Raw genomic sequence first — 11,963 nt, 5'->3', positions numbered from 1 at the left:
AGTGGCTGGACTACTTATTTCTCATAACAACAATAAATGGGATGTTCACCATTTCTTTGTCCTGCCCGCGCGGCGACCTGTGCGATGGCGCTGAAGGGTGGAGCGAACGGCCTAGGCGCCACACTTTGCGGCGCACATAAGCATGACCCATTCAGCTTGGTTCCATCGCCGTGTTTTTCTTCCAGCCCCGCAGGTTCATGATGCACAGGCAGACCTGCAGAAGGATCAGCGCCCAGGCTTGTGCCTGCCATCCCCACATCCCCCACAGCACGTTGCTGGCGATGAAGCAGCAGAAGCCCAGTTTGCGTCTGCCCGGGCGCCTTGAACCGATGCACCAGGCGGCAAGCACGGTAAGGAGCATGGCGGGCCATTCGAGAAAGTCGATCCAGTCATTCATCACGGGATACCCAAACTGATTGCGTTTCGATGTGGGACTGGCGAGCGCCTACCCGGGTTCACAATGCTTTGCCAACACTCACGGTAGCCAGACTTATGGAGCCTCACGGCCGTACGACCTGCCCACTCTGGTAACTGACATGATCAATCATCGTCACCACAAGGAAGGGCTTCATGCCCAATGCAGCAGCCAAGATCCGCTATGGCGTAGTGGCCGGCGGCTCGATTTCCCAAGCTGCCTTCGTGCCTGGTATCGGCCAGGCTGACAATTCGGTCATGACCGCGCTGGTCACGGGCGACCCGCAGAAGGCGACGGTATGGGTCGATCGGTGCGGGCTCAAAGCCTATGCTTACGAAGATTAAGCGGCGCTGCTCGGCTCGGGCGGGGTGGATGTGGTGTATGTCGCCACGCCAAACTTCATCGAAGCCTGGCAATGCTTTTACCGAGTAAGTCCGGGGTAGCGCGCCCGGATGGGCGCGCTGGCGGTAATCAGGCTGCGCGCTGTTCACCCTTAAGCAGTTTTTTCTGAGCTTCCATGGCCTGGCCCATGTCTTCAAGTGCCTGCTTGCCCAGCAGCTTGCGGGCGGTGGGGAACAGCTCGCTTTCTTCCTCCTCGATATGATGCTCTAGCAGCTCTTTCATCACCTTGACCCGGCCGGCAAACTCCACGGTCCCGGTCTCGGTGTGTAGCAGGTCGGGAATGACCAATGAGTCGACCGTGCGGTGTTCCTCCTTGGCCTCGTAGTACATTTTCGCTTCTTCCTTGCCGCCCGCCTGCTTAATCGCGGGGTACAGGATCTCTTCTTCCAGAGCGGTATGGATGCTCACCTCCTGCTTGATACGTTCGAGCAGTTCGGCGCGTTTCTTCACGGCGCGCTCGGTGGTAGACGACAGTTCCTCGAGCAGTTTCTTCACCAGTTGATGGTCCTGGATCAGCAGTTCGATTGCGTTCATGGGACACCTCTGCAGGGGCTGGGGAAAATCACGGTTGCTCTGGGTGGAGTAGGGTTTTAGCGCAAGGGTTCAATACAGTTGATGTGTGTTCTGCCGCGACAGGGTGGATGCTGCGAAGATGATGTGGGTGTTGAGGCTGCGAGGCTGTCCTACCGCTAACCTTTTGCAAGTGAACCTAGCCGCGAATGGCGAGGCCTGCGACGGCTCGCCGACCGCGGCTTTCTCAAAGCCATAGCCGGCGCGGACCACCACCATGTTCAAGGCCTTTGCGCTGATCTGGAACTTCGCACTGCCCGTAGCAATGAATATTAGCGCCACTGATCCGGCTCATGGCCCAGCAGATTGAACACTCGATGCTCACTGAACACCTGAACAGGGTAGGGCACTTTTCTGTCGCCCCTGACATTAGGGAGTTCAGCATGAAAGCCATTGTGTATAACGGCCCACGCGACGTCGCGGTCAAGGATGTACCGGACGCAAGAATCGAGAAACCCACCGACGTACTGGTGCGGATCACCACGACTAACATCTGCGGCTCCGACCTGCACATGTATGAAGGTCGCACCTCTTTCGAAGCGGGACGCGTGTTCGGGCATGAAAACCTGGGAGAAGTGATCGAGGTGGGCGCCGGGGTCGACCGGGTCAAAGTGGGTGATCGGGTCTGCCTGCCATTCAATATCGGCTGCGGGTTCTGCGAAAACTGCGAAAAAGGGCTAACAGGCTTCTGCCTCACGGCCAACCCAGGAGCTGCCGGTGCCGCATACGGCTTCGCCGAGATGGGGCCCTATCAAGGTGGCCAGGCGGAGTTGCTACGCGTTCCCTATGCGGATTTCAATTGTCTGGTACTGCCGGAGGATGCACAGGAGCGGGAAGATGACTACGTGATGCTTTCAGACATTTTCCCTACCGGTTGGCATGCAACCGAGCTTGCGGGTCTGCAGCCGGGGGAGAGCATTGCCATCTATGGCGCAGGCCCGGTCGGGCTGATGGCGGCGCACTCGGCAATCATCAAAGGGGCTTCCCAGGTGTTTGTCATCGACAACCAGCCAGATCGCCTGCAGTTGGCCGCGCAACTGGGGGCAACGCCCATCAATGCTGTCGAGCAGAAGGCTGTGGAAGAGATCATGAACCTTACCCATGGCAAAGGCACCGACCGCGGATGCGAATGTGTTGGCTACCAATGCTGCGACAAACATGGTCATGAAGCGAACTACCTGACAATGAACAACCTGGTCGCTTCAACCAAGGCGACCGGTGGCATAGGCGTGGTGGGTGTGTTCGTGCCTGAGGATCCGGGTGCGAAAAACGATTTGGCGAAAAAGGGCAAGATGGCCTTCGATTTCGGCGCGTTCTGGTTCAAGGGCCAACAGATTCGCACAGGCCAGGCAAACGTGAAGGCCTACAATCGCCGTCTTGCAGAGCTTATTCATCATGGGCGTGCCAAGCCCTCCCAGATCATCTCTCATCGCCTTAAGCTGGCGGAAGGCCCGGATGCCTACAAGCACTTCGATGCACGGGATGATGGTTGGACCAAGGTGGTACTCAAGCCAGCCGCTTGATCCCTTCATATAGGCTTCCAGGGACGGAAGCACGGGCAACCCTAACGAAGGTTCATCATCGATGTTCGTCTGGGGTAGGGGGGCAGAGAAAATGAAGGGAATTTAGGATTGGCATGGGAATCTCATACAAAGCGAGAGACATGGGATCCACCAGATCCTTTTGACCACCCTCGACTGAACAAGAACAACAGGGGGCTTGTATGAGTTGTTTGATCTGCGCCGGACACGCTGAGTCCGTCGAGTGTACCAGCGGATGGGAAGAGCGAAGCTGCTCTCTATGCGGTTGCTACCGGATGTCCAAGTCGCTCATTCTGCTCATGATGGAAGAGGGTCAGATTTTTGATACCGAGCGGATGCGGGAATGGCTTGTGTCCCGGCGCGATGTGATGCCCGTTCCCAGCATTGATCATGGTCAGGCGATATTGATGCTCTGATCGGCGGGAATGATCGAGACCTTGCCATTGCGCTCGACGATGGCAAATTTGACCTGCTGGATGTTTTCAATACCTTGGCTGTTCCTTGCCGACTCGAGAATGTCGTCTTCCGTGAGGCGCGCTCGGCGCATTCGGTGATGCAGAAATTGCCCGTTCTCCACGACCAAGGTAGCGTGCCCATCCAGAAGCCGCGCCAAGGGCTTGGAGTTGAGCTTTGCCAACGACAGCCCTACGTCGAGGACGATCAGTGTAGCAATCACCAGCATGGCGTTGGTGAACGAAAAATCTTCACCCAGCAGTGCTTGCTGAGTCGCCTCCCCAATGATCAGCAACAAGACAAAGTCGAAGGTGGTCAGGTCAGCCAGTGAGCGGCGTCCGGCTACGCGGAACAGCAGCATGAGGGCCACGTACATCCCGGCTGCGCGGAGTATCGATTCCATGACGTGTTCCTATGGGTAGAGGAATGTGGAAAAGTGAACTGCGCTTTGAGGGCCTGTCCTGACGACACCCTCCAAGGTACCCACGTGATCACTTCGAAGCGTCAGGTACAAGGTGGCCACGCCGTCTTTGCTGGTACCCAGTTGCAGCAACAAGGCAGCGCCATGCGACATCGAAAGTTGCGGTTCCGGCTGCATCGTCTCGATACTGGCTGCGCGCAGTAGAGAGCCCTCAAGCTCTACCTTGACCGGCTGACCGGGCTCTCCTTGAACCGTTATGTAGAGGTTGTCGGTCGTGCCACTGCGACTGAGGCGCTGATACTCGACTTTGACTCGACCATCCTGGCTTAGCACCTCAGCATCACTGAGCGGGCCGTTGCCAAACAGCCCTGCCAAGGCGAGCAGGACGACAACGACCAGCAGATACCAGCCAACGCGCTCGAAGCGCCAGACGCGTTGCTGCATAGACATGTCTTCTTGAACAGGATTGCGCCTGGACGCCCATTCGTCTTCCAGCATGATCACTTGCCCTCAGGCGCGCTCGCCACGAAGCCAGCGTTGGTGGTAGTGGGCAAGCCGAGTTAGCCCGAACAACGCCCCTTGGCGCATGACATCAGCCCGCTCACCGAAGAACCGTTGGGTACGGGTAAAGACGGCTACTGGCTCTCCGGCAAAAGCCCAGGCAAAGCACATTGTGCCTGGCGGTACACCAGACTCGGGGGCGGGCCCAGCTACGCCAGTGGTAGCGATCACGACATTGGCATTACTGTCTCTCAACGCTCCCAGGGCCATTTCCCACGCTACTGCCTCGCTGGTCAGGCCGTAACGTTCGATGGTATCGGCGCTGACTCCAAGCAAGCGCTTCTTGGCGCTGGGAGAGTAGACCACATAGCCACTTTCCAGCACCTCTCCGGTACCGGGCACCGTTGCCAAGAGAGCCACCATGCAACCTGCCGTGCATGACTCCGCAGTCGCCAGGATCAACTGGTTGTCTTTGAGATAACTGAGGGCGGCCATTACCGGTTCGCTTGCCATTAGAGCATCGACTCGCTTGTTCTTGTGCGGTGGACGCAATCGAGCGGTGATTGGTTCAGCGCATTTTGTCCATCCGTCCCATGCAGTAAACCTAGCCTGAACTTTGCTCATCACTTTGGCTTCCCTTGTGTACAGGGCCAGGAGTGATCCCGTGGCATCAAGCGCGGCACCGGGCCGATCGAGAGTGAGGGCTGAGGCCCGCCTTATGGGCGAGCCTCTTTTTTGTCAAAGGATCGGTTTACCGCCGGTGACAGCGTACCGTGAACCACTGATGTAACTGGCCTCATCGGAGCCCAGCAACACATAGATTGGAGCGACTTCCACCGGCTGCCCTGGACGTCCCATGGGGTAGCTGGAGCCGAAGTTTTTAACCGCGTCGTCGGGCATGGTGGCCGGGATCAAAGGCGTCCAAATGGGGCCGGGCGCAACGCTATTGACCCTGATTCCCTTCTTTCCTAGTAACTGAGCCAAACCCGCTGTGAAATTGGCAATGGCACCCTTGGTCGCTGCATATGCCAGTAGGCTTGGAGAGGGATCGTCGGAGTTCACCGAGCTCGTATTGATGATCGAGCTGCCCTTTGGCATGGAAGGCAGGGCCGCCTTGCAGATCCTGAAGATGGCCGTAATGTTGGTGTCGAAGGTTTTCACCCATTCATCATCGTCAATTTCTTCCAGAGTCTCATGGGCCATCTGGAAGGCTGCGTTGTTGACCAGGATGTCGATGCGTCCAAACTGTTTTACGGTCTTTTCGACGATGTCGTGGCAGTGTTGTTTCTGCGCCAGGTCACCGGGCAGCAGGAGGCATTGTCGGCCTGCAGCTTCGACCCAGCGCGCGGTTTCCTGCGCGTCTTCATGCTCATTCAAGTACGCGATGGCAACGTCAGCACCCTCGCGGGCATAGGCGATGGCGACGGCTCGCCCGATGCCACTGTCAGCACCGGTGATCAGCGCAATCTTGCCCTGAAGGCGATTGTGGCCGGTATACGACTGCTCACCACAGTCTGGGTAGGGTTCCATCTTGCGTTGTGAACCGGGAACGCTTTGCGGCTGGGACGGAAAGGGCGGAGTAGGGAAATCTCGCATGGTAGAAGCTCCTGCAGTTGAGAACGCTCTTACCGTTTCGAAGCATCGGATGCCTGTGCGTTGGATTGAATATGCACCCGGCACGACGAGCGGTGCCCTACTCGAATGCGAATTGAATTTCAGGTTGCATCGTTTGCTCTACCGAACTGATCTCCTCGCGCCTTTCTCGCTGGGAGCCGTATTGCAGGAGGAACAAGTGCCTCGAATCATTACCCCCGCGACTCCGGAGCATGAAATCAGCGAACACAATGCCAGGATGTTCGGTTCTCCCAAGGAACGCCTGGATTTCTACCGGCGTGAAATTCAGTACGAAACCAGCATTCTGGCCAATCGCACCGACGCCTACCTGGCTGCCCAGTCCTTTCTGGTCATCGCGTTCGTGTCTTCCATGGGCAATCTCAACCAAGGATGGGGAGAAATGTTTACGCTGATCGTGCCAGCTTTCCTCGCCTTGCTGGGTGTGCTGAGCTCGCTCAATGCTTGGCCTGGGATCCGGGCGGCGTACAACATCATTGACCACTGGCAACTAAAGCAACGTCACTTGCTGCAGAGCGAGCCCATGATGGGTTTGGCTTACGACGAATCGCCGCTGTTCTGCGAGGCTGAGACTTCCCGAGCTGGGCATCGAAAGTCGCTGCTGTTTTCGCTGCGCACACCGTGGATCTTTCTGGTGTTTTGGCTGCTGCTGGGGAGCTATTCGGTATACATCCAATTGGCGTGATGACGCCTTACCCGTCGATAGTACGGCCCCCCTGGAAAGGGGGCCGATGTGCAGAGAAAAGGGTCAGCCAGCCAGTGCCTTGATCAACTGCTCATTCGTAGAGATCCAGGTGGGCACTGTCGAACGTCGCATCACGTATAGCGAGGGAGGTTGGATAAATCAGGCCTGTGCCGAAGGGCTGACCAGTGGGCAGTTTGCCAAACACTCGCAAGCGTGCTTGCTGATTTCACGTCGTATTTTGCCGCTTGGCTTTTCAATTGAATTCTTCCCGTCCATCTCCCCTCACAGACGCATGAGTAAAAGGGAGAGACTCACGTGGCTGGACAGCAACTGTACGTAATCGATTACACGCTCCATGGGGAGCGCCGAACATTCATCATTCGTATGGAAAAAATGGACAATTCCGTTGCCTGGCATTGGGCAAGCTGCGACGCAGGGGTCGGGATCATTCCCAGATTCTGTCAGCAGAACATCAAGATGGTCAGCCGGCCCATGGCCGAGCGCTACGGAATCGCGAACGTGAAGTGGCGATTGGCAGGCGATGGCCCGGAGTTCATTGCGCCGCCTATCGCTGTCGAAAAATTTTCCGGGACGGGTGTGGGCGATTAGCAACCTACAACTGACCCAATTGACTGGAGGCTTTGCTATGCAACCAAAAACCGAGGGTCTTGAAGAGCACGGTCCAAGTGGTGTGCCCTTCATCAACGATCCGGAAAAACCTACCTCACCGCCTTTGAATGACGCTGATGCCGCGGATGCTGTAGAGGCTGAGGAAGATTTTGAAGACGATGGCCAATCTCTCTGAGCAGAAGGAGCAAGTGATGGACAACTATCACCTGAGCCCGACTAGATCAGCAAGGCTTGGACACTCCAGGAAAAACTCGGAATCCACTATGGACTGGAGAAGCTCATGAAGCTCGACGTCGTGGGCGTGTCACTGTCAGGATGGTAGTCGTGGTTGTCGAAGAGCTCGCAGAGGCTATCGGTAAGGCCCTTCAGCCCTCGACGCCCTTGAGAGCTTCGCTAGATCAATCTGGCCCTAAGCTGATCTAGCGCTGCTGATTGTCACGGGCCGCATCCTCTCCCAGCTGCTCGACGGGCGTTTCAGGATGGGCTTCGCACTGGTTGCCCATGGCTCGGTATTCCTTGCGTAGCTTATGAATTTGCTGATTATCAAGCGCTTCGAGATCGAGCACCGACTGGTGTGCCGATTTGGTAGCCCTGATCAGCTCGTCCAGCTTCACATGGATGATGTCGTTATCACGATTTTGGGTGTTCTGGATGAGGAACACCATGAGGAACGTGATGATGGTGGTGGACGTGTTGACGATGAGCTGCCAAGTATCGTTGTAGTGGAACCAAGGCCCGGAGGCTGCCCACATGGCGATCAACACCACGGCGATCAGGAAAGTGCTTGGCTTGCCCGCGTGATTGGATAGCCATTGGCAAAATTGTGCGAATTTCATTTTTTGCATCTCCACCGCTGTCTAGAAGCTCTGACCACAGCGAAGCGCTGAAATCATTTTTTACATATCTTCAGCGTGACCGGCGGACGGGATAAGCGCAGCGGAACGACGTGAAGTGACGAAACGTCGAATTTCAGTCGATACCTATTTTGCAGGCCCCTACGCACATGACCTTTATCGTCTGGTTCGCCATGCTGGGCGCAGTCTTGTTGCTACTCGCGCTCTCATCTTCCTATTTGCGTTGGATACCTGTTACGTCCTCGGTGGTATGCCTTGGTCTAGGCATCGCGCTGGGCTCGCCCGGGCTGAGCTTCCTCCAGCTTGATGTCGCCCAGTCGAGCGGCTGGATGGAGCATCTGACCGAAGTCGCCGTGTTGTTTTCGCTGTTCTTCAGCGGCCTGAAGTTGCGGCTGCCCTTGGGTAACCGCAGATGGTGGGGGGCCTTCTACTTGGCTGGGCCGGTCATGGTGATCTGCATCGCTGGCGTAGCACTGGTGGCGCACTACGGCCTGAATTTGGGGTGGGGTATCTCGGTAATGATCGGGGCTATTCTCGCGCCTACTGACCCAGTCCTGGCGACCCTGGTACAGGTGGTCGATGCCCAGGATGACGATGCTGTTCGTTTCAGCTTGTCTGGCGAGGCCGGGCTGAACGATGGGGTGGCTTTTCCATTCGTCATGCTCGGGTTGTTCCTCCAGCAGAACACAGGGGCGCCGTGGCTGGGCGATTGGCTACTCAAAGACATGTTATGGGCCGTGGCTGCTGGTCTGCTTTGCGGCTACTGGATGGGGCGCGGTCTGGGCAAGCTCACGCTGTTCCTGCGCCTGCGTAACGACGACAGTACGGTGTCACCCAACGACTACCTGGCCCTGGCACTGATCGCGCTCGCTTACGTGATCGCCGAGTCGATCCAGGCCTATGGGTTCCTGGCGGTGTTCGCTGCCGGCCTGGGCCTGCGCCAGGCTGAAGTGCAGACCTCTACCAATCCGGATGCCCCGGCTGCGGAGCATTTGGTGCAGCCTGTGGTGGGGCACCAGCACGTGGCGCCAGAGTTGGCCGTAAAAGGGGATGTGGAAGGGCTTGAGGATTCACAGGTGGCTGCCGGGATCATGCTGGGAGACATGCTCGCATTTGGCAGCCTGGTTGAACGGGCGCTGGAGGTCTTTCTGGTCACCTTGCTCGGCGTTGTGCTGGTCGCCCATTGGGATTGGCGGGCTCTGATCATTGCCGGGGCGCTGTTCCTGGTGATTCGGCCTCTGAGCGTCATGCTGATGCCGTTCCGAGGAATGCTGGATGCGAGGCAGCGTGGGCTGCTGGGGTGGTTCGGCATTCGAGGCATTGGTAGCTTCTACTACCTGTTTTATGCCATCAATCACGGCCTGTTGCCGGGCTTTGCAGTGGAAGTCAGCAATCTGGTGCTGTCAGTTGTGGCGTTGAGCATTTTGCTGCACGGGCTCAGCGTGCAGCCGCTGCTTGCGCGTTATGAGGCGTGGAAACGGAGCGCTCGGTGACCTCCAGTTGCCTCGGTGGAGTGCTTGTGAGTAACGCACGCTCATAAAAATGCCAGGGCGATCCTTCGCCCTGGCACATTCATCGTAGGCCAGCGGTCTTAGTGTAACCCGAGCCTGCGCGCGGGCTTCAGCCAACGCTATTTTTTGCCGGGCAGTACTGAGCTGAGGACCTGCTTGGCGGTCTGCACGATGACTCCGGCTTGATTCGGATCGCCCTTGAGCAAGGTGCTGGCGAATTTCTTCGCCTGTTCCAGCTTGATGTGCGGGGGAAGGGGGGGCACGTCCGGGTCGGTCTTGAATTCGATCAACACCGGTCTGTCGGCCGCCAGCGCGCGTTCCCAGGCGCCGGCAATGTCTTCTTCCCGCTCCACATAGATGCCCTGCAAACCGATGGAAATGGCGAACAAGTGATAGGGCACGTCGGGGATCGACTGTGAAGCCTCGAACTTAGGGTCGCCTTCCATCACGCGTTGTTCCCAGGTTACCTGGTTGAGGTCTTCGTTGTTGAAGACCGCACAGATCCACTGCGGGTTGTCCCACTGGCGCCAGTACTTGGCCACGGTGATCAGCTCGGCCAGGTTGTTCATCTGCATCGCGCCGTCGCCCACCAGTGCCACCACGCTGCGCTGCGGGTGAGCGAATTTGGCGGCGATGGCATAGGGCACCGCCGCGCCCATGCTCGCCAGTCCGCCGGACAGCGAGCATTGCATGCCTTGGCGGATCTGCAAATCGCGGGCAAACCAGTTGGCGCACGAACCCGAGTCGCTGGTGACGATGGCCTGGTCGGGCAGGCGAGGGGAGAGCTCATGCACCACGCGCTGCGGGTTGATCGGGTCGGCTTTGACCAGCGCGCGTTTCTCCAGGGTCTTGTCCCAGTGCGCGCGCCAGCTTTCGACCTTGTCGCGCCAGCGGCGCTCGCTTTTGTGCTCAAGCAGCGGCAGCAGGGCGCGCAGGGTTTCGCTGGCATCGCCGACCAGGTTGACTTCCATTGGATAGCGCAGGCTGAGCATGTCCGGTTGCAGGTCGATCTGCACCCCACGGGCCTGGCCTTCCTTGGGCAGGAACTCGGCATAGGGGAAGCCGGAGCCGATCATCAGCAAGGTGTCGCACTCGTTCATCAATTGGTAACTCGGTTCCGTACCGAGCAGGCCGATGGTGCCGGTGACCCAGGGCAAATCGTCAGGCAGCACGGCCTTGCCCAGCAGCGCCTTGGCCACGCCGGCACCGAGTTTTTCGGCCACGGCGATGACCTGCTCGGTCGCCTGCAAGGCGCCGGCACCGACCAGAATCGCCACTTTTTTCCCGGCATTGAGCACCTCGGCCGCCCATTGCAGATCAGCGTCGAACGGCACGACCTTTGGCTTGCTGTAGCCAATGCCCGAATGCACCGTGCCGTGTGCCCTTGCCGGCTCCTGATAGGGCAGGTCCTGTAAGTCATTGGGCAGGATGATGGCGGTAACCCGGCGCTCACCGACGGCAGTACGCACTGCGCGGTCGAGCAGGTGCCGCGCCTGTTCCGGCGTCGAGGCCTGTTGTACGAAGGCACCGGCCACATCCTTGAACATCGACAACAAGTCCAGTTCTTGCTGGTAATGCCCGCCCAGCGCCGCACGCGCTTGCTGGCCGACGATGGCCAGTACCGGTTGGTGATCCATGCGTGCATCGTAGAGGCCGGTCAGCAGGTGGGAAGCGCCGGGGCCGGAAGTGGCGATGCACACGCCAAGCTCGCCGGTGAACTTGGCGTGAGCGCTGGCCATGAACGCGGCCATCTCTTCATGGCGGGCCTGGATGAATTCAATCTTGCCGTTTGCTCGGCCCAATGCACCAAATACGCCATTGATGCCATCCCCCGGGTAACCGAAGATGCGTCGAACGCCCCACTGGTACAAACGCTCGATCAGGAAGTCGCCTACTGTGGTTGTCATCGTCTTTTCCCTGTCTGTGATCGATAGGGTCTGGACTGGGCCGCGAAGGGGAAAGTTTCAACAGGTTGTACGTGGTCAGCCCGCAGGGACCTCACTTCCTCTAACGCGGGTCAGCCGACATCATCCCCCAGATCCACCGCCTCCAGTGCCACCACCGCCCGAACCTCCAGTTCCGCTACCGGAACCCGAACCGCTGCCCGTCCCCGTGCCGCTACTTCCCGAGCCGCCCATCCCGTGGCCACTGCCCGAGCCATTGTTGGTGCCATCCCCACCGGTGTTGTCGGTGCCATTGCTACCGGTGCCGCCCGATCCGGTACCCATGCCATCACCCGGTGTACCAGACCCGCTGGCGCCGCCGTTCATCTGGCCATCGTCTTGCGTGGGTGTGCCAGGGGCCTGCTGATCGTTCATGTTGGTGGCCGCCAGCACGATGGGCGCGCT

At 58.4% G+C, this 11,963-nt stretch carries 16 protein-coding genes; 7 read left to right on the top strand and 9 right to left on the bottom strand.

Annotated features, from left to right (window positions below; translation table 11 throughout):
• Nucleotides 1-151: 151 nt before the first annotated feature.
• A complete protein-coding gene (locus tag BGP85_RS12100; protein ID WP_103447367.1) occupies nucleotides 152-397 on the bottom strand; it encodes a hypothetical protein in 246 nt (81 codons plus the stop codon).
• A gap of 173 nt (nucleotides 398-570) precedes the next feature.
• On the opposite strand from BGP85_RS12100, the gene BGP85_RS12095 reads away from it, so the two are divergent.
• Nucleotides 571-759 (top strand): hypothetical protein, encoded by a 189-nt coding sequence (locus BGP85_RS12095; protein ID WP_181004492.1) that lies wholly within the window; start codon nucleotides 571-573, stop codon nucleotides 757-759.
• A 127-nt stretch (nucleotides 760-886) separates the two neighbouring features.
• Here BGP85_RS12095 and BGP85_RS12090 read toward each other — a convergent pair whose 3' ends face one another.
• On the bottom strand, nucleotides 887-1,351 hold the full coding sequence (locus tag BGP85_RS12090) for a hemerythrin domain-containing protein (RefSeq protein ID WP_103447366.1): 465 nt from the start codon (nucleotides 1,349-1,351) through the stop codon (nucleotides 887-889).
• A 419-nt stretch (nucleotides 1,352-1,770) separates the two neighbouring features.
• Between BGP85_RS12090 and BGP85_RS12080 the strand changes: the two genes are divergently transcribed.
• Together BGP85_RS12080 and BGP85_RS28905 are read left to right on the top strand one after the other, a co-directional pair.
• Nucleotides 1,771-2,910: a glutathione-independent formaldehyde dehydrogenase gene (locus BGP85_RS12080; RefSeq protein WP_103447364.1), complete on the top strand. Its 1,140-nt coding sequence runs from the start codon at nucleotides 1,771-1,773 to the stop codon at nucleotides 2,908-2,910.
• Nucleotides 2,911-3,203: 293 nt separating this feature from the next.
• The gene (locus tag BGP85_RS28905; protein WP_181004491.1) at nucleotides 3,204-3,344 is read left to right on the top strand and encodes a hypothetical protein; all 141 of its coding nucleotides are present in this window, start codon (nucleotides 3,204-3,206) and stop codon (nucleotides 3,342-3,344) included.
• Here the strand turns inward: BGP85_RS28905 and BGP85_RS12075 are convergent.
• From BGP85_RS12075 to BGP85_RS12060, 4 genes are all read right to left on the bottom strand, one after another.
• Nucleotides 3,323-3,784 (bottom strand): DUF421 domain-containing protein, encoded by a 462-nt coding sequence (locus BGP85_RS12075; RefSeq protein WP_103447363.1) that lies wholly within the window; start codon nucleotides 3,782-3,784, stop codon nucleotides 3,323-3,325. The genes BGP85_RS28905 and BGP85_RS12075 overlap by 22 nt on opposite strands.
• 9 nt (nucleotides 3,785-3,793) lie before the next feature.
• A complete protein-coding gene (locus BGP85_RS12070) occupies nucleotides 3,794-4,300 on the bottom strand; it encodes a hypothetical protein (RefSeq protein ID WP_181004490.1) in 507 nt (168 codons plus the stop codon).
• Nucleotides 4,301-4,312: 12 nt separating this feature from the next.
• Nucleotides 4,313-4,816 (bottom strand): CinA family protein, encoded by a 504-nt coding sequence (locus BGP85_RS12065; protein WP_103447361.1) that lies wholly within the window; start codon nucleotides 4,814-4,816, stop codon nucleotides 4,313-4,315.
• A gap of 225 nt (nucleotides 4,817-5,041) precedes the next feature.
• Nucleotides 5,042-5,899 carry an SDR family oxidoreductase gene (locus BGP85_RS12060; protein WP_103447360.1) on the bottom strand — a complete coding sequence of 286 codons (858 nt, stop codon included), beginning with the start codon at nucleotides 5,897-5,899 and terminating at the stop codon, nucleotides 5,042-5,044.
• Nucleotides 5,900-6,095: 196 nt separating this feature from the next.
• On the opposite strand from BGP85_RS12060, the gene BGP85_RS12055 reads away from it, so the two are divergent.
• The 3 genes from BGP85_RS12055 (at nucleotide 6,096) to BGP85_RS28900 (ending at nucleotide 7,425) form a co-directional block, all read left to right on the top strand.
• Nucleotides 6,096-6,620, top strand: coding sequence for a hypothetical protein (locus BGP85_RS12055; protein ID WP_103447359.1), 525 nt, complete (start codon nucleotides 6,096-6,098; stop codon nucleotides 6,618-6,620).
• A 315-nt stretch (nucleotides 6,621-6,935) separates the two neighbouring features.
• Nucleotides 6,936-7,229 carry a DUF6555 family protein gene (locus tag BGP85_RS12050; RefSeq protein ID WP_103447358.1) on the top strand — a complete coding sequence of 98 codons (294 nt, stop codon included), beginning with the start codon at nucleotides 6,936-6,938 and terminating at the stop codon, nucleotides 7,227-7,229.
• A 37-nt stretch (nucleotides 7,230-7,266) separates the two neighbouring features.
• Complete coding sequence (locus BGP85_RS28900) at nucleotides 7,267-7,425, top strand: hypothetical protein (protein ID WP_181004489.1); 159 nt, start codon at nucleotides 7,267-7,269, stop codon at nucleotides 7,423-7,425.
• A gap of 244 nt (nucleotides 7,426-7,669) precedes the next feature.
• Here BGP85_RS28900 and BGP85_RS12045 read toward each other — a convergent pair whose 3' ends face one another.
• Entirely contained in the window at nucleotides 7,670-8,086 is a 417-nt protein-coding gene (locus tag BGP85_RS12045) for a low affinity iron permease family protein (protein ID WP_103447357.1), read from the bottom strand.
• Nucleotides 8,087-8,253: 167 nt separating this feature from the next.
• Here BGP85_RS12045 and BGP85_RS12040 point away from each other — a divergent pair, with 167 nt between their 5' ends.
• The gene (locus BGP85_RS12040; protein WP_103447356.1) at nucleotides 8,254-9,597 is read left to right on the top strand and encodes a cation:proton antiporter; all 1,344 of its coding nucleotides are present in this window, start codon (nucleotides 8,254-8,256) and stop codon (nucleotides 9,595-9,597) included.
• A 137-nt stretch (nucleotides 9,598-9,734) separates the two neighbouring features.
• Here BGP85_RS12040 and BGP85_RS12035 read toward each other — a convergent pair whose 3' ends face one another.
• Both BGP85_RS12035 and BGP85_RS12030 read right to left on the bottom strand, forming a co-directional pair.
• Entirely contained in the window at nucleotides 9,735-11,522 is a 1,788-nt protein-coding gene (locus tag BGP85_RS12035; RefSeq protein WP_103447355.1) for a thiamine pyrophosphate-requiring protein, read from the bottom strand.
• 120 nt (nucleotides 11,523-11,642) lie between these two features.
• Entirely contained in the window at nucleotides 11,643-11,933 is a 291-nt protein-coding gene (locus BGP85_RS12030) for a hypothetical protein (protein WP_258035858.1), read from the bottom strand.
• Nucleotides 11,934-11,963 lie beyond the last annotated feature (30 nt).

This window comes from Pseudomonas putida (assembly GCF_002906855.1).
Lineage (GTDB): Bacteria > Pseudomonadota > Gammaproteobacteria > Pseudomonadales > Pseudomonadaceae > Aquipseudomonas > Aquipseudomonas putida_N.
Note: the sequence above shows the minus strand (reverse complement) of the source record. Positions and strands in the feature narration are given on the sequence as shown.